The sequence below is a fragment of the Chitinophaga sp. NPDC101104 genome, assembly GCF_050277495.1.
In the GTDB taxonomy this organism is placed as follows: domain Bacteria; phylum Bacteroidota; class Bacteroidia; order Chitinophagales; family Chitinophagaceae; genus Chitinophaga.
The window spans coordinates 3,331,772-3,353,325 of the sequence record NZ_JBNNSF010000001.1 but is presented as its reverse complement, the minus strand read 5'-3'; the positions used below and the strand labels follow the sequence as shown (position 1 = coordinate 3,353,325).

The window sequence follows — 21,554 nt, the reverse complement described above, 5'->3', positions numbered from 1 at the left end:
ATGTCACCGTTCACAAAAAAGCATATTCCCGTTGCGCTCATCAGTATGTTGCTGTTGACGGTTTCAACCGCTGAGGCACAACAAACCAGGGACACCGTTCAGCTGAAAGCCACCGCGTTCAGCACGGTGAGCTCGCTCGTATTCCTGCCGGAAGGCTATCATTCTACGAAAATGGCCTATCCGGTCATCATCTATCTGCACGGTAAAAGCAAGTCCGGGAACGATCTCGGGAAATTGCTGCTGGAAGGGATCCCCTACTGGCTCAACCGCGGAAAGAAAATACGGGCAAAAAACCCGGTAGACAAAAAGTTCTATGACTTCATCGTCGTTTCGCCCCAGGCGCCCAGCTGGGGGCTGAAGCCGGACGAGATCGAAAGGTTGCTGAACGACGTTACCACCAAATACCGCATCGATCCCAGCCGTATCTACATGACCGGGTACAGCGCCGGCGGATGGGCTACGGTAATGGCATTGACGGAGAAGCCCGCGCTTTCCGCGAGGTTCGCGGCCGTGGTGCCCATGTCTGTGTCTACCATCGACGATAAAAACCGGAAGAACTTCAAAATGGTCGCTGATGCGAAGGTGCATAGCTGGTACTTTGCCGGCGACCAGGAACTGCATTTCAAGGAAGACAGCCAGAAATACGTAGACAGTACCAACAAGTACGGCCCCGGTCTGGCGAAGATGACGGTAGTGCCCGGATTCCGGCATCATTCCTGGATTTCGCTCTACGATCCGGCTAATAAACATGGTGCCGGTATGAACATCTATGAATGGATGCTCCAGTACCGCAAATAACCGACGTTACCCAGTAATGAAAGTATACTTTAAAAACCTCGACGCCATCCGCTTCATTGCCGCCCTGCTGGTCATTCTCCATCACGGGCAGTATTTCAAGACGGAACAGGGGGTATCCTCTTGGTCCTGGATGGACTATATGCTGAAAGATACGGGCCGTATGGGCGTGAACCTGTTTTTCGTGCTCAGCGGCTTCCTCATCAGTTACCTCCTTTTCAAAGAGAACAAGGAAAAGGGACGCATCAATTTCAAGAATTTCTACATCCGCCGGATGCTCCGTATCTGGCCGTTGTACCTGGCGTATGGCATTGGTATGATCGTGCTGGCGCCCTGGGTTTTCTCGAAATTGGGGATCGAAACCGGCATCGGGCTCGAAACCACGATCGTCAACCTGGTGTTCCTGCTCCTGTTCGCCGTCAACATCCAGCTGGCCTTTTTCCCTTACAACAAAGGGATCGTGGAAATCACATGGTCTGTCTGCATCGAGGAACAGTTTTACCTGGTATGGCCATTGCTGGTTGCCGCGTTCCGCAACAAACTGAAAACGCTGTTCGTGATTTTACTGTCGATCGGCTTTCTCAGCAAACTGTTGTGCCTGGTGCTGCCCTATTTTTTCCCGGTAACCAGTTTGCAGCTCTTCGGCATCAATTACGTGCTGCTGTTCGACAAGCTGGAGCTTTTCGGGACCGGCATGTTCGCCGCCTGGCTGCTTTTCAACAGGGACCGTTTCCCGCGGTTCTTCCAGGCTGCGTTCTCCCCTGTCGTACAATGGATGATGCTGCTGATCACGGCGCTGGTCGTGTTCAGCGTAGCGCAAATACCCGTGCTCAGCAAATATTATTTCGACCATTTTATTCATGCCTTCCTTTTCGGCTACCTCATGCTGCTGGCCGTTGCCCCAAACAGTATCCTGCACCTGGAGCAACCCATCATGAAGTCTATGGGAAAAGTCAGCTACGGCATTTACCTGTTCCATACACCCGTGTGCCAACTCGTTATGATCGTATTTCTGAAGGTATTCGGCCATACGCCGGGCATCGTTACCTGGGAGCTGCTCTATCCACTCACCTGCGTGGCGCTCACCTGCGGGATCGCTTACCTGTCATATGAATGCTTCGAAAAATATTTCCTCCGGATCAAATCGCGTTACGCGGTGGTCCAGACGCGCATATAACGAAAATGCCCGGCGATAATGGCCGGGCATTTTTTTAGCGGTATGATTCCTGCTTAATATTTGGCTTTCATGATCTTGAAAGTTTCCTGGTGATACGGTCCTGCCTGCACCTGCACAATGTACAGGCCGCCGGGGAATGATCCCATATCCACGAATTTCACCGCGCTGATAATATTCCCGAACTGGTAAGTGCCTTGCAGTGCGCCGGAAAGATTGAAAATCCGGAGGGTTACGGCCTGTTCATCGGGAAGGTTGATCGACACGCGCAACTGGTCCTGCACCGGGTTCGGCGTCAGTTCCACTTTCACCCCGTTGTGGCTGTTATTCCCTTCGAGAACGGTCACCGTCATTTCGTCCGAATCTTCACGGCCATTGGCGTCGGTAACGGTCAGCCTGAAAACGTAAACACCGGCATAACGGAAAGCAACGAACGACTGTGCCGCCGTCGGCACGCTGATATGCACGCCATCGGCTCCTCCGCTCACGAGCGTCCATTGGTATTTGCTGATGGAGCTGCCCGGAGCAGGGCGCGATCCGCCGCCGCTGAGCGTGGCCACGGTTTCGGGGAGCGTGATCTCTTCGTCGCGCCCGGCATCGGCTACCGGCGGTTTTGCCGGCTCAGGATTGACGGTGATGGTGACACGGTCTTTGGACGATGCACCACGGTTATCCGTTACCGTTAGTTCGAAAATGTAGGTGCCTGCAATGGTTAATTGCTGAACGGAAGAATTGGATTGGTTCGGCAGTGTGATCGTTGCCAACGCGGGTCCTGAAACCTGCGCCCAATGCCAGGTTGCGATCGTCCCATCGTCGTCGCGGGAACCCTGTCCGTTGAGCGCTGCAGCGTTTTCCGGCAGTGTGATCTGTTGGTCGGCGCCTGCATTCGCTACGGGAGGCATGTTGGCGGCCGGGTTCACCTGTACGGTTACCGTGGCCGAAGCGGAAAGCCCCTTGTCATCGGTGGCCGTGAGGCGGAATGTGTACGTTCCTGTCTGCGTCAACTGGCGCACCTCCGTCACAGCAGATCCCTGCGTAGCGATCACGGCCGTAGAAGGCCCTGAAACCTGCGTCCAGGCGTACTTTGTGATATTGCTGCCATTCCCGGGGGTAGCGCTGCCCGTGAGTGTAGCGCTTGTCACCGGCAAGGCGATCGTTTGCGCATTGCCCGCATTTACGACAGGCGGGTCGTTGGCAGCGAGCACTTCCACGTCAACCGTGGCGGTAGCGGTCAAACCCTTATTGTCCTTCACCGTTAAGCGGAACACATAAGTGCCGGCCTGGGTGAGACCGGAAACGCCCGTAGTTGCAGCGCCGGCCGACGCCAGCGTTGCGGTGCGCGGCCCGGATACCTGCTCCCAGGCATAGGAAGCGATGCTACTGCCCGATGCCGCTGTTCCGGAACCGGTTAAGGTGGTGGTGCTAACAGGAAGCGTAAGTCGCTGGGATCTGCCGGCGTCGGCTACCGGGGGAACGTTGGCTGGCAGAACCTGCACGTTCGCGGTGGCAGAGGCAGACAGATTTTTATCATCAGTTACGGTAAGCCGGAAAGTATAGGTGCCCGCAGTGTTCAGACCGGTGATGCCGGTGGAAGCTGCGGAAGGATTCGAAATGGTGGCTGTTACCGGCCCGGTGGTCTGCGTCCAGGCGTACTTTACGATGGTGCTGCCGGAAGCCGCGGTGCCTGAACCGTTCAGCGTCACGGAAGTCGTGGGCAGGGCGATGCTTTTGTTACCGCCGGCATCCGCAGTGGGCGGAACGTTGGCGGCGCTTACCATTACGTCAACAGTGGAAGTCCCGGTAAGCCCTTTATCGTCGGTTACGGTCAGGCGGAAAGTATAAGTGCCCGCCGTGTTCAATCCGGTAATGCCGGTAGATGCTGCGGAAGGGCTCGAAATGATTGCCGTAACCGGCCCTGCGGTCTGCGTCCAGGCGTACTTTGCAATGGTGCTCCCGGTTGCTGGTGTGCCCGTCCCGTTCAGCGTCACGGAAATCGCAGGAAGGGTAATGCTTTTGTCGCTGCCGGCATCCGCAGTGGGCGGAATGTTCGCGGCATTAACCACTACGTTGACGGTGGAAGTTCCGGTAAGCCCTTTATCGTCGGTTACAGTCAGGCGGAAAGTATAAGTGCCCGCAGTGCTCAAACCGGTAATGCCGGTAGATGCGGAGGATGCGCTCGCGATAGTGGCGGTAACCGGCCCTGCGGTCTGCGTCCAGGCGTACTTTGCAATGGTGCTCCCGGTTGCTGGTGTGCCCGTCCCGTTCAGCGTCACGGAAGACGTGGGAAGGGTAATGCTTTTGTCGCTGCCGGCATCTGCAGTGGGCGGAACGTTGGCGGCATCCACGATTACATTTGCAGTGGCGGTGGCGGTGAGACCTTTATCATCCGTTACGGTAAGGCGAAACGTATAAGTGCCCGCAGTGCTCAAACCGGTAACGCCGGTAGATGCGGCGGAAGCGCTCGCGATAGTGGCGGTAACCGGCCCTGCGGTCTGCGTCCAGGCGTACTTTGCAATGGTACTGCCGGTTGCTGGCGTGCCCGTACCGTTCAGCGTTACGGAAGACGTGGGAAGGGTAATGCTTTTATCGCCGCCGGCATCCGCCGTAGGCGCAACATATGCGGCCACTACCACCACGTTCACGGTGGCCGTGGCGGTAAGACCCTTATCGTCCGTTACCGTCAGCCGGAAAGTATAAGTCCCGGTCGCGGAAAGCCCTGTAAGTCCCGTGCTGGCGGAAGCCGCGGCGGAAATGCCGGCAGTGGCCGGCCCTGCGGTCTGCTCCCAGGCGTAGCTCGCGATCGTGCTGCCGCTGGCAGCGGTACCGCTGCCGGTAAGGGTGGCGGTAGTTTCCGGCAACCGTACGCTGATAGCGGTACCTGCATTGGCCGTTGGCGCGATGTATGCGGGAAGCACCGTAACCCGGATAACGTCCGATGCGGAAGTGCCCCGGCTATCGGTAGCCGTTAGCCGAAAGTCGTATGCGCCGGCAGCGGTAAGGCCGCTGATGGCAGTATTCGCGGTAGCAGGCGTAGCGATGGTGGCGGTCACCGGCCCTGCGGTCTGCGTCCAGGCGTAAGTGGAAATCGTAGCGCCGGCAGACGCGGTAGCCGTGCCGCTCAGGCTGGAGGTAGTTGCCGGCAGCCGGATGGATTTATCGGTGCCTGCATTTACCGTCGGCGGCGCTGCGGCGTCTTGGACCGTAACCGTCACCTGCGCGGTGGCGCGTGCACCCTTATCGTCGGTCACCGCGAGCTGAAAAACGTAGCTCCCGGCTTTGGTGAGGCCGGAAACCGCCGTCTTTGCCGCGGATGCGGTAGAAATGGCGGGCGTTGCCGGGCCAGACACGAACGTCCAGGCGTAAGTGGCAATTTTACCATCCGCATCTGTTGAACCGGAACCGTCAAGATTGGCGGTGCTGGTGGGCAGCGTGATCGTAATGGCGCTCCCGGCGTTGGCTACCGGAGGCTTGTTCGCCGCGGCGGTCGAGTATTCGTCCGCGCCGGCGTCGAACGCTGCGCCCTGGGGGCGTGCCTGTCCATCGAAATCGTAATTGAAATATGTCCTGAAATCAAGCCCCTTGTCGATAGCGATGGAGCTGGACGTAATATGAAAATCCTTTCCTGCCGCATTTACAAACCCGGCGGCATTGATGTCCTGGCCGGTCACGTTGCCGGTGGTCAGCGCATCGATCCCTTTCTGCACAGCTACGTGGGCAGCGGAACCGGTATTGATCACGAGGTTGCCCTGGATGATATTCCCGGTGCTGATCGTACCGAATGAATTCAATACGCGGATCCCGTCGCGGGCGGAATTCACGACCGTGTTGTTGAGGATGTAAACCTGCAGCGGTTTGAAGTTATGATCGGTGGGGCGGTCGTCCACAAACAGCGCGTCCTGCCCTGTTGTCGTACCGTCATACCCCGCATCTGCGATGATATTGTTGTACACGAGGCAGCGCCCGATGCCGAAAACTTCGAGCGCATTGCCCGTTCCCTTGATGATCTTGTTGTTATACACCTTCCCGTTGCTTTCGCCGCCGAGGATGATGCCGGCCTGCTGGCTTCCCTTGTTCACCGTACCGAAATTATACACGCTGTTGTTGTAAATCTCGACGTTCTCCGGGGCTGATGCCACCTGGATGCCGTCCCAGCCGGTGTTTTCGGTGATGTTGTTATATACTTTCAGGTTGTAGATGCGCGGAGGCAGGAGGTTTTTCATCACGCCGTCGCAAAGGGTCTCGGTGCCGTTGGGCGCCGTGTTCCCGATGTACATCCCTTCGCCCAGCACGTCGTGGATGTAGATATCGTGGATGATCACATTGCGGATCGCGAAGTTCGGGTATTGGTTCATGGGGTCGCAATCGGGATTGATTTTGGCCATGAGCCCCGCTTCGGAACCGGTGATCTCTACGCGCTCGGCTTCATAGTCGGTACAACCTTTCCCCATGGCAAGCCCCGTGCTGAGGCGCTTGCTGACGCCATCGATACGGAAACCGTATTTGTCGGCGCTTCCGGAGCCCGTGATCTTGAAATACTTGACGTTGTTGAAGATGAGGCCGTAGTTACCGCCATCGCCTACACGCACCTGGCCACCGCAGTTGATGAACACGATGGGCTTGTCGGCCGATCCGGTAAAGTTATAAAACTGGATATAGGCATAATTCCCGGCTTTGACGCAAACCGTATCGCCGGGCTGGACGTTGTAATTATCCCCGTTGATATAAGCACCGCCATCCGTGCCCGGGGTGATCACGACTTTACAGTTGGTACAGTCGGTACCGGTAGATGCGGCGTTTACGGTTACATTGGCATAAGCTATGTTCGTTTGTCCGGTAGCGTTAGTAACGGTGAGTGAGAACACGTATTTGCCGGCCAGTAGTTGGCTGACGGTCGCTTTGGAGCTGGTGCTGCCTGCGATGGTGGCGGTCCCAGGCCCGGACACCTGTTTCCAGGCGTAATTGGCGATGGTGCTTCCCGGCGCGGTGGAACCGGAGCCGTCGAGCTGTACGGATGCAGTCGGAAGTGTCAGCGTCACGTTATCGTTTATCACGTCGGCTACGGGCGGAGTGGCCGGAGGCGGTTCTTCGGTGGAGCCTCCCCTTTGGTATTGCAGCATCCATTCATAGATGTTCTGCGATTGATAGGTGTGTTCGGTATTGTAGGCCTTGTCCCAGAAAGTGCCGTCGTGCCCGCCGGGGAACGTCGTGGCTTTCGGTTTTATGGCCGGGTTGCAGGCGGTCATGCGGGCGGTGTAATCGACCTGGTACTTCAGGAATCCGTCGTCCGTTCCGCAAAGCATCCAAACCGCCAGGTTGCTGGCGGCTACGTTACAAAGCCCGGGAAGCTTGGGTTCGTCGATCGGGGCGGAAGAAACGGGCACGATGGCGGCGAGGTTGTCGGAATATTCCTTCCCGGAAGCCACGTAATTCAGGACGCCGTATCCCCCGGCGCTGAGGCCCGTGAGGTAAATCCTGGACGCATCCACCCGGTACAGCCGTTTCATCTCATCGATGAGCTTCTGTATCGTTTGCTGGTTAGCCCAGCCACCCACGATCTGCGGAGAAACCGTAATGAATTTGAAAAGTTTGCCGCCTACGGTGTATTGCATTTTCGCACCGTTGGCGATCATTTTTGGAACGCCGTGCCGCAATACATCATTGATGTTGCCGCCTTCCCCGACGCCATGAATAAAAATCAGCAAAGGATATTGCTGGGTGGTCTGTCCGTAATCGTCCGGCAAGTGCAGCCACGCGTTCAGCGTAGAAGAGCTGTTCATCGTAACGGCGATCTTTGTTTGATCGCCCTGACTGAAAGCCCGCCGGGGCATTACTAGTATTATGGCACAGATACAGATACAGGCACTTAACCGCGCAATTCCAGTTTTCAGGTTCCTCAAGGTGGTCAAAATTTTAAAAATTCATGAATACAAGTAGGGCACCACACAAGACAGTTCTTAATAAATATAAAAATAGGCTCTGCAAAAATAGCTAGAATTCAATGAGGGGGTTAAAAAATACATATATTAATTTTTATATAATCCATGAATATTTCATACATGTATAGAATTAAATATCATTCTTTTGAATCATTTTTGAATTGTCATCATTAACAAAAAATGGTTTTGTCAGCTACGCGTGACAAGATTTCGGCCGGCAGCCTTCCGCAATGCCTCCAAAAGCAGGATCCCTTTCACACAATCCCCGATCGGAATATCGGGCCGCTCGCTGTTGAACCGCTGCAAGATCCGCGGGTCGATGTCGGCCCGGTGGTTCGCCGTTCCGAAAACGAGGTCTACCGCCCCCTCTCCCTCCAAAACCCGGCTGAAAAATGCGCGGGACACCCCATCGTCCGAATGCGGGAAGGCGAACACCCGTTCTTTCTCCCCGAATTGCCCGCAAACCGCGTCTACCGACCCCAGCGTCTGCGCCACCTGTTCTTCCAGCGTAAGCTCCTGGTAATAAGGGTGCTCCATGCTATGTCCGCCGAGCGAAAACCCTGCGCGCACAAGCCCTTCCACCTCTCCATGGTCCATATAAGGCCGCTCCTTCGCGAAAATCCCGTCAAAATCAAGCCCGAACAGCCCGCCCAGCTCATCCGCCAACGCGCGCCGCCGCCAGCCTATTCCCTGGACCGCAGCTTCAAGCCCCGCTTCCCCCGCACCGAGCAACTCCGCAGCCGCTTTTCGCGCGCTGGCCGGAACGGCGCCCGATCGCAGGGCATCCAGGATCAACCCCAATTTAAACCGGTAGAAATGCGTTTTGTTGCCCAGGTAAGCCGGATTGAGGAAAAATACGGCCGGCACGCCTTTGGCCGACAGCATCGGCGCCACGATCTCCGCGATCTCCCGCAACCCGTCGTCGAACGTAAGCAGGAAAGCCCCTTTCGGCAATGGATTTCCGCCCTTCATGGCGCTCACTACTTCCCCCAGCGTTACCGGCTTGAAATGCCGCAGCAGGTAATCCAGGTCCCGGGCAAACGCCTTCCTGTCCTTAAAAGGATAAATGGGCGAAATGTAAGGTACTTCCCTGTCGGAAACGAGGTGTTGGTATGGGAGGAGCAGCGGGCGTGCGGCGGCCTTTTGCAGGAATGAAACGGGCGTCAGGCTGGCCACCCGGTAGAATAATTGCTTGGCGATAGACATGCATGGGGAATTGGACGGGATAAAGATAAAAAAAGGAGACCGTACAGGCCTCCTCTTTTAAAGATATATGGTACCGGAAAATCAGATACCGAAAGCGGCTTTCACCTTCTCAACATAGTCGAGTTTTTCCCAGGTGAACAGCTCCACTTCTAATTGCTTTTCGTTTTTCTTGCCGCGGTTGAACACTTTGGTCACGACTTTATTGTCGCGGCCCATGTGGCCATATGCAGCGGTTTCGCCGTAGATCGGGTTGCGCAGTTTGAGGCGCTGCTCGATGGCATACGGACGCAGGTCGAAGATCTCTTCCACTTTCCGGGCGATCTCTCCGTCGTTCAGCCCCACTTTTGCGGTGCCGTAAGTATCAACGAATACGCCGCAGGGCTTGGCTACGCCGATAGCGTAGGAAACCTGTACCAGCACTTCGTCGCACACGCCGGCCGCCACGAGGTTCTTGGCGATGTGACGGGTAGCGTAGGCCGCGGAACGGTCTACCTTGGAAGGATCTTTACCGGAGAATGCACCGCCGCCGTGAGCGCCCTTGCCACCGTAGGTGTCTACGATGATTTTGCGGCCGGTGAGACCGGTATCGCCGTGCGGACCGCCGATCACGAATTTGCCGGTGGGGTTGATGTGGTAAGTGATCTTATCGTTGAACAATGCCTGCAGTTCCGGTTTCAGCTTGGCTTTCACGCGCGGAATGAGGATGTTGATCATGTCTGCTTTGATTTTGGCCAGCATTTCCTGGTCTTTCCCGAAATCATCGTGCTGGGTAGAGATCACGATGGTGTCGATACGGATGGGCTGGTTATCGTCCGAATACTCGATCGTAACCTGGCTCTTCGCGTCGGGACGGAGATAGGCAACGTCCTTTCCTTCGCGGCGGAGCGCGGCCAGCTCGATGAGGAGCTTATGGGCCAGGTCCAGCGCCAGGGGCATGTAGTTTTCGGTTTCACGGGTGGCATAGCCGAACATCATCCCCTGGTCGCCCGCGCCCTGTTCTTCAGGTTTGGAGCGGTCTACACCCTGGTTGATGTCGGGAGATTGTTCGTGAATGGCGGAAAAGATACCGCAGGAGTTGGCTTCGAACATGTACTCGCTCTTGGTGTATCCGATCTTGCGGATCACTTCGCGGGCGATGTCCTGTACGTCGAGGTAAGCTTCGGATTTAACTTCTCCCGCCAGCACTACCTGCCCGGTAGTAACCAGGGTTTCACAAGCTACTTTGGAGTTGAGGTCATATGCGAGAAAGTTATCGATGAGCGCGTCCGAGATCTGGTCGGCGACCTTGTCAGGATGCCCTTCCGATACGGATTCCGATGTAAATAAGTAAGGCATGAGTGCTAGATTATAATTCTGTATAAATGATCCTGAGTTTGACGTTGGCCGGGGGCGTTGCACTGCCGCCGCCCGCTTTAAGGCGCGGGAGGTCGATCATCCTGCTGGACCAGCCTTCCAATCTGAGCACTGAATTTTCGATCTTCTTCTGCTGGGCAAGCTGCAAATGCCGTGCAATATTAAATTTATATTGAACAACTTTATAGGGGCCAAGATCACTAATGACAGTTTTATTACCTCCGAAATACGCGAGCTCCGGCGATTGCGGGTTACCGTAATCGAAGAGGAAGGAAAGGCTGTCGTGCGTAATGTACCTGCGCAGCATCAGGCGCGAAGGCTCGGTAAACAGATCGTCCCGTCCGGTGGAGCCGCTGTTGATCTCCGTGATCACCAGTTCGGCTTTGTTGATCACCGCATTGGGCACTTCGGCGATGTCGGGAAGGGTAATGTTGGTGTAGATACCGGGCGCTTCCTGGATGTACACGACATTGTCGCCCGCCGGGTTGCCCGTGTTCAGCAGGTTCGCCACTTCCGTGCCGGTGTAGTTGCGCACGAAATAATTGGCGTGGGCACTGCCGTAGGCGTCGAACTTGAAATTCTCCATGAGGGAGTCCTTTTCGGAGTTCTTATAATACACCGTGAGCCGGGTATCGCCGCTGTTCAGGTTGGTGTAGAGCATGGTATTGGCGCCCATGGTGGTGTCGGGCACGATGGCCAGGCCGTTGAGCCAGATGCGGAATGCGCTGTCGTTCTTGAAAGCACCGTCTGCCCGTTGCTGGAACAGTTCCTGGCCGAAGGCGGCGCTCAGGGGGATACGGAGTTGCGGAGCATATTTTACGCCGTAAATGGACAGTGAATCTTTCGGATAAACCGGGTAGATCGTGGCCGTCCCGATCTTTTTGGACGGATCGTAGGAACGGGGTTTGGTGTAGAGGTAATTGGTATCGATCTTGAAGTTAGTCTCGTTCATCCGGTAAACATCCACTTTGAAACCGGCATTGGCGCCGTACCAGGTGGTGTCGCAACCGATGTAGAGCACGACCGAATCGAGGACCCAGCCGGTACCCTGGAACGTGAATTCCGATTTGGGGAGGCCAAGCTGCGTGTAAAGGAAGCCGTGCGATTTACCGAAGATCGGGTCTCCCCCGATGGTGCCCAGTACGCCGGTGTAATATCCACCGCCGGTCCTGATGCTGGAATCTGTCCGGAAAATGTTGTGCGTCTTCAGGTTATTGATGGTGGTGTCTTTTACGACAACCTTGTCTGAGCCGGGGATGAGTTCCTTGCCGAGGACGGTAGCCTCATTACAGCCTGTAAAAGCATAAAGGGCGGCGAGGCAGGTGGCGGCGAAGCCCAGGGTCCTGAATTGAATCTTCACGTAATTGGTTTGTTCGGTTTGTTGACTAACTAAATAGAAAAACTAAAAATAAAAAGTTTGCCTGTATAACGGGCATGCCGTCAGCAGTTTTAACTTTTCATTTTTAATTTTTCCCGGACTTATTTTACGCCTAACAGCTGATGATATAACTGGAGATAGTCCACCAGGTCTTCGTTTTCCTTCTTGTAAGGCAGGATGATCTTGCCTTTTTCCGCCTTCACTTCGTCCAACGTCTTTTTATCGACCTTCTCCCCTGCCAGCACCACGGCGTCGGCGAATTTGGCGGCACCCCGGTTCAGGGCAGCATTGGTACCGTCTTTATACAATTCCAGGTCTTTTTCCTTGATCTGGTTGCTGATGATCGCTTTCTTGATAAAGGTAGCGCCCAGTTTATCCTTGAAGCTGTTGGGCTCCATGGAAAATACCGTTTTGGTCTGCGCGAAGACCGGCTCCTTCTTGTAGGCCGTTTTCAGGTAAACGGGGATGAGCGAAGTCATCCATCCACTGCAATGGATAATGTCCGGCGGCCATCCGAATTTCTTCACGGTTTCCAGGGCGCCTTTGCAGAAAAACACCATCCGGGCCGCGTTGTCATCGTAAAAAGTACCGTCGTCATCCGCGAAAACGCCTTTCCGCTTGAAATAATCTTCATTGTCCAGGAAGTAAACCTGCAGGCGCGCGTTCGGAAGCGAGGCCACCTTGATGATCAGCGGGTAATCATCCCCATCGATTACGATGTTGATGCCTGACAATCTTACCACTTCATGTAATCTGTGCCTCCGTTCGTTGATATTCCCAAACCTCGGCATGATAACCCTCACTTCCAGGCCCGCCTCATTCGACTTGATCGCCATCTTATTGACCATGTTCGCATACTCTGTCAAATCCAGATAAGGCGACATTTCCTGGGCAATAAAAAGAATTCTTTTCTTTGTGGACATTTATTGCTGATTATTAATGCAGTTATTTTTAATTTGGCTTGCAAAACTACGAAATTTTTAGGTAATACTGGCCAAATTGTCACTTTTAACATCCTTTTAAGCAAAGGTTTATGTATTTATTCAAGCGGGCAGCGGATCTCCGGGAGGCGCTGGGACAGGAAAAAAAGGCAGGAAGACGCATCGGGTTCGCCCCCACCATGGGCGCCCTCCATCAAGGGCACATCTCACTCATCCAGGCCGCAAAAGAACAGTCAGACATCGTGGTAACGAGCATTTTCGTCAACCCGACACAGTTCAACGATCCGAAAGACTTCGAAAAATATCCCTCCACCCTTCAGCAAGACATCCTCCTCCTCACGGCCGCCGGGGCCGATTATCTTTTCCTGCCCTCCGTGGCGGAAATGTACCCCGAAGGCGTGAACGGCTCCCATCCCCATTACGATTTCGGGTATATCGAATCCGTACTCGAAGGCGCCTCCCGCCCCGGGCACTTCCAGGGAGTTGGCATCATCGTCCATAAATTACTGGACGCCGTGGAGCCGGACGATCTGTTCATGGGACAAAAAGATTTTCAACAATGCATGATTATCAAACGTTTATTGGAGATCACCGGAAGTAAGGCTAGATTATATATATGTCCTACCCTCCGCGAGCCCGACGGCCTGGCCATGAGCAGCCGCAATATGCGCCTCACGCCGGAGCAGCGGGTTACCGCGGTGGAAATCAGCAGGACGTTGCAATGGGTGAAAGACCACCTTCACGACCGCCCATTCCCCGAACTGCGTGCGGAAGGCCTGGCAAGGCTCGAAAAGGCCGGGTTCGTACCGGATTACCTCCAGCTGGCCTCCGGTTCCGACCTCCGCTTGCTGGAGGCCCCGGAAAACGGGCCCATGGCTATCCTCGTGGCAGCCAGGCTGGGAGATATCAGGTTGATAGACAATATGACGGTCGGGCGCTAGGTTATTTCCCGGAAATTCCTCTACCTTTGCGGACTACACCAGAAATATGCTGATCGAAGTATTAAAATCGAAGATCCACCGCGCGGTTATCACGGAAGCCAATTTGAACTACGTGGGCAGCATCACCATCGATGAAGATCTGATGGATGCCGCCAACCTGATCGCTAACGAGAAAGTCCAGGTCGTGAACGTCAACAACGGCGAGCGCCTCGAAACGTATATTATCAAGGGCAAACGCGGCTCCGGCGTGGTTTGCATGAACGGTCCGGCCGCACGCCTCGTTGCCGTGGGCGATATCGTCATCATCATTTCCTACGCCACCCTCGATTTCGAAGAAGCCAAAAAATTCGTGCCCATCGCCGTTTTCCCGAAAGAAGGCAATAAATTATAGTCCGTAACCCGCACATTCCCCCTGTTATTATGCCGAAAACGCTCAAAACCATCATACAGTTCGCTGTTTTTCTCGGGCTTGGCATATTAATTATCTGGTGGACGGTGCGGGGCTTCACGCCGCAGCAGATCTCGGAGATCAAAAGCGCCATGCGCCATGGCAATTACTGGCTCCTCATCCCGACCATGATCCTGGGCATCGGCAGCCACTGGGTGCGCGCCATCCGCTGGCGGCTCCTCTTTTCCCCGCTCGGTTACGCGCCCAAAAAACTCAATACCTTTTTCGCCGTCATGATCGGCTACCTCCTGAACCTGGCCGTTCCCCGCCTGGGAGAAGTGGCCCGTTGCGGGGTACTTTCGCGGTATGAAAAAATCCCCGTAGACCGCCTCGTGGGCACCATGATCGCCGAGCGCGCCATCGACCTGCTTTGCCTCATCCTGCTGCTGACCATAACGGTGCTCATCCAGGTGGACGTGGTCGGCGCTTTCGTGAGCGAGTACATCTGGACGCCGCTCTCTGCCAAATTCACCGGGGTGCCGCTGCTGACCTGGGGGATCGTAGTGGCGGGAGGGCTGCTTTTCGTCATGCTCGTGGCCTGGCTGCTGCGCCGGTTCAAATCCACCAAAGCAGGCATTTCTTTCCGTAACCTCCTCCGAGGCATCGTGGAAGGTATCCTTTCCGTCGGCAAACTGCGCGACAAAGGCTGGTTCCTCTTTTATACCCTGCTGATGTGGGCGCTGTATTTCTCACAGGTATACATCGCATTCTGGTGCATGGAAGAAACGATCGGCCTGGGCGCAAAAGCCGCCATGTCTATCCTCGCTTTCGGCAGCATCGGCATGATCGCCACGCAGGGCGGAATCGGCGCATATCAATACATCGTCCAGCAAATCCTTGTGCTGTACGGCATTTCCGCCACCATCGGCTTCGCGTTCGGATGGATCATCTGGCTCGCACAAACGGCCCTGATGCTCGTGCTCGGCTTCGGAAGCCTCGCCGCCATCCCGCTTTTCAACAAAAAGCCCGCAGCACCGCAGCAGCCCTGATCTTCATCGACAGGAAACCATCTTACCACCTTCACACCATTCATGGTTTTTGATGCAGCAACCCTGTTGACCGGCATGCACTTTGCGCCGGAATGCTTTCATTTGCGCAACAAATGAGGGTGGAAATGCGTAATTTAATGGTAAGTTAACACGGCACGGACACCCGGCGACGGGGTTTTCCTCATTTTTGCGAACATTATTTTCCTGGCCTTGCCAACGCTCCAAAAATCATGTGCATCTATGAGAACGGACTCTACAGCCGCCGCGGTATTACCGGCGCCCCTTAAACATAAAGCGGTGAAGAAGACGACGAAATTGAAATCGGTCCTTTCGAAGAAGAAGACCATCATAAGGGACATCAGCTGGCTTTCCTTCAACGCCAGGGTATTACAGGAAGCGGCAGACACTACGGTGCCGCTGTATGAAAGGATCCGCTTCCTCGGCATATTCTCCAACAACCTCGACGAGTTTTTCCGCGTGCGCGTAGCCACCCTCAAGCGCATGGTGGCCTTCGGCCGCAGCGCCCGGATGCACCTGGAAGAAAATCCCGAGCTCATCCTCGAAGAGATACAGGCCACGGTGATTTCCCAGCAACAGGAATTCGACCGCATCTGGAAAGAGATCGAAGAAGAACTGAAAAGCGAACATATTTTCATCCGGACGGAAAAACACCTCAACCGCGAACAACAAAAATTCGTCCAGAATTACTTCAACGACCATGTACGGACCAATATCATCCCCCTCATGATCGAATCCATCCCCAACCTGCCCTACCTGCGCGATAAATCCATCTATCTCGCCGTGGTACTGGCCAAGGAGGATAATTCCGTGCGGCAGACGTATGCGCTTATCGAAATCCCCACCACCGTGCTGCCCCGATTCCTCATCCTGCCCAGCAAGGAAGGCGAGCACGATATCATGCTCATGGAGGATGTCATCCGGTTCAACCTCCCGCATGTATTCTCGTATTTCGGATATGATAAATTCAGCTCGTCGATCATTAAGGTAACGCGCGACGCGGAGCTCGATATCGATAACGACATCGCCACTTCCCTCATCCACCAGCTCGAAAAAGGCATCAAGGCGCGCCGGAAAGGCAAGCCCGTCCGCTTCATTTACGACAACCAGATCGACCCCTACCTCCTCGAATTCCTCATCCGCCGGCTGGGCCTTTCCCGGAAAGACAACCTCCTGCCCGGCGGGCGTATCCATAATTTCAAGGACTTCATGGATTTCCCGGAAGAAGTCTTTACCCGCGAGCGCATGCGCCGCAAAACCCTTATCCATCCCCTGTTCCAGAACGTTCCCAGCGTGATGAGCGTGATCCGCGAGCAGGACGTGATGCTCCATACGCCCTACCATTCCTTCGACACCATCATCGATCTTCTCCGCGAATCCGCCATGGACCCGCAGGTGACCACCATCAAGATCACCGCTTACCGCCTGGCCCGGAACAGCCGCATCATCAACGCCCTCATCAACGCCGTGCGCAACGGCAAACAGGTAGTGGTAGTACTGGAACTGCGGGCCCGGTTCGATGAAGAGGCCAACCTGAAATGGAAGGAAAGGCTGGAGGAAGAAGGTGTGAAAGTGCTGTTCGGCGTTCCGGGGATGAAAGTGCACGCCAAAATCTGCGTCATCAAGAAACGCAGCGGCAACTCCACCGTGCAATACGGTTTCGTGAGCACCGGCAACCTCAACGAGCGCACGGCCAAAGTGTACGGCGATCATTGCCTGCTGACGAGCGACAGGGGCATCATGGCCGATATCAACCGGATATTCCGGTACCTGGAAAGCCCGCGGCACGACGAAAAGATCCTCCAGCAATGTAAAACCCTGCTGGTGAGCCCGCACAACATGCGCAAATCGTTCATCCGCATGATCGACAAGGAAATCCGCAACGCCCGCAATAAGAAAGCGTCGGGCATTACACTGAAGATGAATTCTTTGTCGGACGAGATCATGATCGACAAACTCTACGAAGCCGCCAGGGCGGGCGTGGAAGTGAAACTGATCATCCGCGGTATCTGTTGCGCCTATACGTCGAACAAGAAATGGAAGAAAGACATCGAGGCGATCAGTATTGTGGACGAGTACCTCGAGCACGCAAGGGTTTTCATTTTCCATAACGGCGGTCAGGAGAAGGTTTTCATTGCTTCGTCCGACTGGATGGTCCGCAACCTCGACCACCGCGTGGAAGCCGCGGTGGAGATCGTGGACCCCGTGATCCGGCAGGAGCTGATCGAGATTTTGAACATACAGCTGCTGAGCAACGTGAAGGTCAGGATACTGGACAACGAGCAGCGGAATGCCTATAAGCACGTGCCGGGCCGGAAGGTCCGCGCCCAGCTGGAAATCTTCAAATACCTGCACGACAAGACGTATAATTGATGCCGGAATCGTGGAAATCCATGTGTTTTAATATCTTTGACGCATCGGTACACCAAAACCGGGACCTGACGGAATGAAGCTTGCAGCTATAGATATCGGATCGAACGCGGCGCGCCTCCTCATCACGGAAGCGTCGCCCAAGGCGAACGGAGAAATGGATTTCACGAAAGTCAACCTCGTGCGCGTGCCTCTCCGGCTGGGGATGGACGTTTTTGCCACGGGGGCCATCTCCGAAAAGAGGGCCGAAAGCTTCGTCAACACCATCAAAGCCTATAAACTGCTGCTCGACGTTTACGAAGTCAAATACCTCAAAACGGCCGCTACTTCCGCCATGCGCGACGCGGCCAACGGCGCGCAGATCCTCGAACGCGTGAAACAGGAAACCGGCATGGAGATCAAGGTGATCACCGGGCAGGAAGAAGCCAATTACATTTACGAGAACCACATCGCCGAAAACCTCGACAAAACGCGGGGCTATCTCTATATCGACGTGGGCGGCGGCAGCACCGAAATGACGTTTTTCAAGGGGAACAGCCTCGTTTTCAAGGAGTCGTTCAATATCGGTACCATCCGCCTGCTGCAGGGGAAAGTGGAAGAAAAGCACTGGCAGCAGATGAAAGACTTCCTCCGGCAAAACCTCAAAAATTCCGGGCAGCTCGTGGCCATCGGCTCGGGCGGCAACATCAACAAAGTATTTTCCCTTTCCAAAAAGAAAGAAGGCAAGCCGCTCACGCTGGACCAGCTGAAGGATTATTACAAGGAATTCAGCAGTTTTTCGGTGGAAGAGCGCATCCATCTTTATAATCTCCGCGAAGATCGTGCAGACGTGATCGTGCCGGCGTTGCAGATATACGTGAACGTGATGCGGTGGACGGATATCGAGGAGATCTACGTGCCCAAGATCGGCCTGGCCGACGGGCTCGTTCGTTCCCTCTACAAGGAGATTTCCGCACTGGCCCGACCGTAGATCAAAAAAATATAGGCAAATCCGGTAAATATTCCAAACTTTGTGCCGCTCCGGGCATTGGGCCCGGCGTAAATACGTAATGCAATGTCTGCTGTAAACAAAGAAATCAAACGCATCACGACGCATGTGCTGCAAAAGATGAAGACGGACGGAGAGAAGATTTCCATGCTGACCGCTTATGACTTTTCCATGGCCCGGATCTTTGACGACGCGGGCATCGACATCCTGCTGGTAGGCGATTCCGCTTCCAACGTGATGGCCGGTCATGAAACCACGCTCCCCATTACCCTCGACCAGATGATTTACCATGCCGCTTCGGTAGTGCGCGCCATCAAGCGCAGCTTCGTGGTGGTAGACCTTCCCTTCGGTTCTTACCAGGGCAACTCGAAAGAGGCGCTCGTGTCCACCATCCGGATCATGAAAGAGACCGGCGCGCATGGCGTGAAGATCGAAGGCGGTGAAGAGATCATCGAATCCGTGAAAAGGATCATCAGCGCCGGGGTCCCCGTCATGGGCCACCTGGGCCTCACGCCGCAGAGCATCTATAAATTCGGCACCTACGCCGTAAGGGCCACAGACGATGCCGAAGCCGAAAAACTCATCCGCGACGCGCAACTGCTCCAGGAAGCCGGCGCTTTCGCCATCGTACTGGAAAAAATCCCCGCCCAACTGGGCAAACGCGTAGCCGAAGCGCTCACCATCCCCACGATCGGCATCGGCGCGGGCAAATATGTAGACGGACAGGTGCTCGTGATGCACGATATGCTCGGGATCAACAAGGAGTTCAAGCCCCGCTTCCTCCGCCGCTACCTCGATCTGTACGACCAGATCCTGGGCGCCACCAAACAATACATCACCGACGTCAAAGGGAAGGATTTCCCCAACGACAACGAACAATACTAAGGCCGGGCGCTTTCTTCGAACAAAAAGTGGCCCCTCCGCAGGAGGGGCTTTTTTTATGCGCAAGCCCCAAATTCCACCGCTTTCGTTATATTCGCTTCCGTGAACGCCATGATCAACATACAACTTTCCCTGCTTTCGTACCTGCGCAGCACCTGCTCGCACGTGCCATGATCCCGGCGACCGACCCCGCCATTCGCATTCACCAAAACTTTTTACAAAATCTAAGCTGATGACAACGCTGGAAACAGTATTGAACGGACTCATGAGCCGTTACCAGGAACGCGTTCCCGACGTGGGCGCTATTATCAGGGCCATGGTCCGTGAAGGGATTATCGAAAAAGCCGCCGACATCGAAAACGATCACATCGCTTTCCGCACCCTTGGCGTGCCGCACCTCGGTATCCGCTCCCTCGAAAAGATTTTCCTCCATTACGGCTACCGGAAAATGGATTTTTACAACTTCCCGGAAAAGAAACTCGACGCATATTGGTATGCGCCGCCTTCCGATAAACTGCCCCGGATCTTCATCTCCGAGCTCCGCGTGAAAGACCTTTCGGAAAAGGCGCAGCAAACCATCCGCAGCTACACCGACGAAGTCACTTCCGACCCGGTAGACGCCCTGAACCTAGACGACGCGCAAGCCGTAGACCATTTCCTCCATTCCGGCCTCTGGCGCACGCCTACCCTCTCCGACTACCGCCTGCTCGGCGCGGAAAGTGAATACGCGGCCTGGGTGATCTACAATCGCTATTACCTCAACCACTTCACCGTCAGCGTCCACAACCTGCCTGCCGGATACAATACCATCGCGGATTTCAATGCTTTCCTGGAAAGGGAAGGCTTCCGGCTCAATGATTCCGGCGGAAAGATCAAAACCAGTCCGGACAAGGGTTTGCTGCAAAGCAGCACCGTTGCGCGGATGATCGAAGCGGAATTCGACGGCGGCGAGAAACAGGAAATCGCGGGATCGTACGTGGAGTTCGCGGAAAGAAGGGTACTGCCGCAGTTTGCAGGCCTCGCGCCCGCGGATATCCGCAGGGAGCACCGGCGCGAAGGGTTCGAAGCCAACAACGCTGACAAAATATTCGAAAGCACCTATTCGGCGCAAACAGGCAAGAAGGATTGACGGGCGGTTAGTGCGGCAGGCGGTCTTTCCATTTGCCGTACGCCCAGGTGCCGGCAATGGCGCTCAGCAGCGTGATGAACACCACGGTGAAACCGCTGCCGATCTGGGCGAAAATCGGCCCGGGACAGGCGCCGGTGATGGCCCAGCCCAATCCGAAGATCAATCCGCCGAAAACATTGCCTTTGGTGAACGGCTTTTTCCGGACAACGATCTCCTCCCCGCTCATGCTGCGCCACCCCATCTTACGGATGAGCAGTACGCCCAGCATAGCCGTGAAGATCGCGGAGCCGATCACACCGTACATGTGGAAGGATTCCAGCCGGAACATCTCCTGGATGCGGAACCAGGAAATCACTTCCGCTTTTACGAGGATAATGCCGAAAAGGATGCCGGCGATGCCGAATTTCAAGTTTTTCATAAGAGCAGCCAGCGCATGAGAGGTGGAAGAATGAGGTGCGTCATCGCGAAGCCGCCGGCCATAAAACATACGGTTGCTACGAGCGACGGCCATTGCAGGGTGGAAATGCCGTATATGGAATGGCCGGACGTGCAGCCACCGGCGTACCGGGTGCCGAAACCCACGAGGAAGCCGCCGGTAACGAAAAACAACAGGCCGGTGCCGTTAAAGGCATTGCCCCAGTTGAAGATATCGCCAGGCAATATTTCATCGAACTCCTGCACCCCGTTAGCCTTCAGGGCCGCTATGGTGGAGGGGTTCAGGGCCACCGGCTCGCCGTTGCCGAGAAACAGCAGCACCAGCAGGGCGCCCAGGGCAATACCGCCGACGAACCAGAGATTCCAGCTTTCTTTTTTCCAGTCATACTGAAAAAACGGAATTTTGCCGGGAAGACAGGCCGCGCAGATATGCCGGAGCGACGACGAGATGCCCAGCGCCTTGTTGCCGATCAGCATCAGCAGCGGAACAGACAGGCCGATGAGCGGTCCGGCGACGTACCACGGCCAGGGAGACTTTAAAAAGTTCATGAACGAAATTTACAAAAAACAC

16 protein-coding genes are annotated in these 21,554 nt (G+C 55.2%); 9 read left to right on the top strand and 7 right to left on the bottom strand.

The window, feature by feature from the left end:
* Positions 1 to 798 carry a prolyl oligopeptidase family serine peptidase gene (locus ACQKLP_RS13460; RefSeq protein ID WP_427323265.1) on the top strand — a complete coding sequence of 266 codons (798 nt, stop codon included), beginning with the start codon at positions 1 to 3 and terminating at the stop codon, positions 796 to 798.
* 16 nt (positions 799 to 814) lie between these two features.
* Positions 815 to 1,972 carry an acyltransferase family protein gene (locus ACQKLP_RS13455; RefSeq protein ID WP_427323264.1) on the top strand — a complete coding sequence of 386 codons (1,158 nt, stop codon included), beginning with the start codon at positions 815 to 817 and terminating at the stop codon, positions 1,970 to 1,972.
* A 53-nt stretch (positions 1,973 to 2,025) separates the two neighbouring features.
* Here the strand turns inward: ACQKLP_RS13455 and ACQKLP_RS13450 are convergent, their stop codons facing one another.
* The 5 genes from ACQKLP_RS13450 to ACQKLP_RS13430 all read right to left on the bottom strand — a co-directional run bounded on the left by ACQKLP_RS13450 (position 2,026) and on the right by ACQKLP_RS13430 (position 12,765).
* Entirely contained in the window at positions 2,026 to 7,746 is a 5,721-nt protein-coding gene (locus ACQKLP_RS13450; RefSeq protein ID WP_427323263.1) for a PKD domain-containing protein, read from the bottom strand.
* A 348-nt stretch (positions 7,747 to 8,094) separates the two neighbouring features.
* Positions 8,095 to 9,111: a polysaccharide deacetylase family protein gene (locus tag ACQKLP_RS13445; protein ID WP_427323262.1), complete on the bottom strand. Its 1,017-nt coding sequence runs from the start codon at positions 9,109 to 9,111 to the stop codon at positions 8,095 to 8,097.
* 81 nt (positions 9,112 to 9,192) lie between these two features.
* On the bottom strand, positions 9,193 to 10,446 hold the full coding sequence (gene metK / locus ACQKLP_RS13440) for a methionine adenosyltransferase (RefSeq protein ID WP_427323261.1): 1,254 nt from the start codon (positions 10,444 to 10,446) through the stop codon (positions 9,193 to 9,195).
* A 10-nt stretch (positions 10,447 to 10,456) separates the two neighbouring features.
* Entirely contained in the window at positions 10,457 to 11,824 is a 1,368-nt protein-coding gene (locus tag ACQKLP_RS13435) for a DUF4270 family protein (protein ID WP_427323260.1), read from the bottom strand.
* Between the two features lie 119 nt (positions 11,825 to 11,943).
* Complete coding sequence (locus tag ACQKLP_RS13430; protein ID WP_427323259.1) at positions 11,944 to 12,765, bottom strand: glycogen/starch synthase; 822 nt, start codon at positions 12,763 to 12,765, stop codon at positions 11,944 to 11,946.
* 110 nt (positions 12,766 to 12,875) lie between these two features.
* Here ACQKLP_RS13430 and panC point away from each other — a divergent pair, with 110 nt between their 5' ends.
* The 7 genes from panC (at position 12,876) to ACQKLP_RS13395 (ending at position 20,548) form a co-directional block, all read left to right on the top strand.
* Positions 12,876 to 13,724 (top strand): pantoate--beta-alanine ligase, encoded by an 849-nt coding sequence (panC, locus tag ACQKLP_RS13425; protein ID WP_427323258.1) that lies wholly within the window; start codon positions 12,876 to 12,878, stop codon positions 13,722 to 13,724.
* A gap of 46 nt (positions 13,725 to 13,770) precedes the next feature.
* Entirely contained in the window at positions 13,771 to 14,115 is a 345-nt protein-coding gene (panD, locus tag ACQKLP_RS13420; RefSeq protein ID WP_341839520.1) for an aspartate 1-decarboxylase, read from the top strand.
* Between the two features lie 29 nt (positions 14,116 to 14,144).
* A complete protein-coding gene (locus ACQKLP_RS13415) occupies positions 14,145 to 15,161 on the top strand; it encodes a lysylphosphatidylglycerol synthase transmembrane domain-containing protein (RefSeq protein ID WP_427323257.1) in 1,017 nt (338 codons plus the stop codon).
* A 240-nt stretch (positions 15,162 to 15,401) separates the two neighbouring features.
* Positions 15,402 to 17,552: a polyphosphate kinase 1 gene (ppk1, locus tag ACQKLP_RS13410; RefSeq protein ID WP_427323256.1), complete on the top strand. Its 2,151-nt coding sequence runs from the start codon at positions 15,402 to 15,404 to the stop codon at positions 17,550 to 17,552.
* 73 nt (positions 17,553 to 17,625) lie between these two features.
* Positions 17,626 to 18,519 (top strand): exopolyphosphatase, encoded by an 894-nt coding sequence (locus tag ACQKLP_RS13405; RefSeq protein ID WP_427323255.1) that lies wholly within the window; start codon positions 17,626 to 17,628, stop codon positions 18,517 to 18,519.
* A gap of 84 nt (positions 18,520 to 18,603) precedes the next feature.
* Positions 18,604 to 19,422: a 3-methyl-2-oxobutanoate hydroxymethyltransferase gene (gene panB / locus ACQKLP_RS13400; RefSeq protein WP_126243552.1), complete on the top strand. Its 819-nt coding sequence runs from the start codon at positions 18,604 to 18,606 to the stop codon at positions 19,420 to 19,422.
* 229 nt (positions 19,423 to 19,651) lie between these two features.
* Entirely contained in the window at positions 19,652 to 20,548 is an 897-nt protein-coding gene (locus ACQKLP_RS13395; protein WP_427323254.1) for a DUF1338 domain-containing protein, read from the top strand.
* Between the two features lie 7 nt (positions 20,549 to 20,555).
* On the opposite strand, the gene ACQKLP_RS13390 is transcribed toward ACQKLP_RS13395, so the two are convergent.
* Both ACQKLP_RS13390 and ACQKLP_RS13385 read right to left on the bottom strand, forming a co-directional pair.
* Positions 20,556 to 20,966 carry a DUF6691 family protein gene (locus ACQKLP_RS13390; RefSeq protein WP_427323253.1) on the bottom strand — a complete coding sequence of 137 codons (411 nt, stop codon included), beginning with the start codon at positions 20,964 to 20,966 and terminating at the stop codon, positions 20,556 to 20,558.
* On the bottom strand, positions 20,963 to 21,532 hold the full coding sequence (locus ACQKLP_RS13385; RefSeq protein ID WP_427323252.1) for a YeeE/YedE family protein: 570 nt from the start codon (positions 21,530 to 21,532) through the stop codon (positions 20,963 to 20,965). The genes ACQKLP_RS13390 and ACQKLP_RS13385 overlap by 4 nt, the downstream gene beginning before the upstream one ends.
* Positions 21,533 to 21,554: the final 22 nt, after the last annotated feature.

What these genes read in the sequence shown, in the direction of transcription:
- ACQKLP_RS13460 (WP_427323265.1), top strand. Translation starts at nt 1, where the DNA reads ATGTCACCGTTCACAAAAAAGCATATTCCCGTTGCGCTCATCAGTATG.
- ACQKLP_RS13455 (WP_427323264.1), top strand. Translation starts at nt 815, where the DNA reads ATGAAAGTATACTTTAAAAACCTCGACGCCATCCGCTTCATTGCCGCC.
- ACQKLP_RS13450 (WP_427323263.1), bottom strand. Translation starts at nt 7,746, where the DNA reads ATGAACAGCTCTTCTACGCTGAACGCGTGGCTGCACTTGCCGGACGAT.
- ACQKLP_RS13445 (WP_427323262.1), bottom strand. Translation starts at nt 9,111, where the DNA reads ATGTCTATCGCCAAGCAATTATTCTACCGGGTGGCCAGCCTGACGCCC.
- metK (WP_427323261.1), bottom strand. Translation starts at nt 10,446, where the DNA reads ATGCCTTACTTATTTACATCGGAATCCGTATCGGAAGGGCATCCTGAC.
- ACQKLP_RS13430 (WP_427323259.1), bottom strand. Translation starts at nt 12,765, where the DNA reads ATGTCCACAAAGAAAAGAATTCTTTTTATTGCCCAGGAAATGTCGCCT.
- panC (WP_427323258.1), top strand. Translation starts at nt 12,876, where the DNA reads ATGTATTTATTCAAGCGGGCAGCGGATCTCCGGGAGGCGCTGGGACAG.
- panD (WP_341839520.1), top strand. Translation starts at nt 13,771, where the DNA reads ATGCTGATCGAAGTATTAAAATCGAAGATCCACCGCGCGGTTATCACG.
- ACQKLP_RS13415 (WP_427323257.1), top strand. Translation starts at nt 14,145, where the DNA reads ATGCCGAAAACGCTCAAAACCATCATACAGTTCGCTGTTTTTCTCGGG.
- ppk1 (WP_427323256.1), top strand. Translation starts at nt 15,402, where the DNA reads ATGAGAACGGACTCTACAGCCGCCGCGGTATTACCGGCGCCCCTTAAA.
- ACQKLP_RS13405 (WP_427323255.1), top strand. Translation starts at nt 17,626, where the DNA reads ATGAAGCTTGCAGCTATAGATATCGGATCGAACGCGGCGCGCCTCCTC.
- panB (WP_126243552.1), top strand. Translation starts at nt 18,604, where the DNA reads ATGTCTGCTGTAAACAAAGAAATCAAACGCATCACGACGCATGTGCTG.
- ACQKLP_RS13395 (WP_427323254.1), top strand. Translation starts at nt 19,652, where the DNA reads ATGACAACGCTGGAAACAGTATTGAACGGACTCATGAGCCGTTACCAG.
- ACQKLP_RS13390 (WP_427323253.1), bottom strand. Translation starts at nt 20,966, where the DNA reads ATGAAAAACTTGAAATTCGGCATCGCCGGCATCCTTTTCGGCATTATC.
- ACQKLP_RS13385 (WP_427323252.1), bottom strand. Translation starts at nt 21,532, where the DNA reads ATGAACTTTTTAAAGTCTCCCTGGCCGTGGTACGTCGCCGGACCGCTC.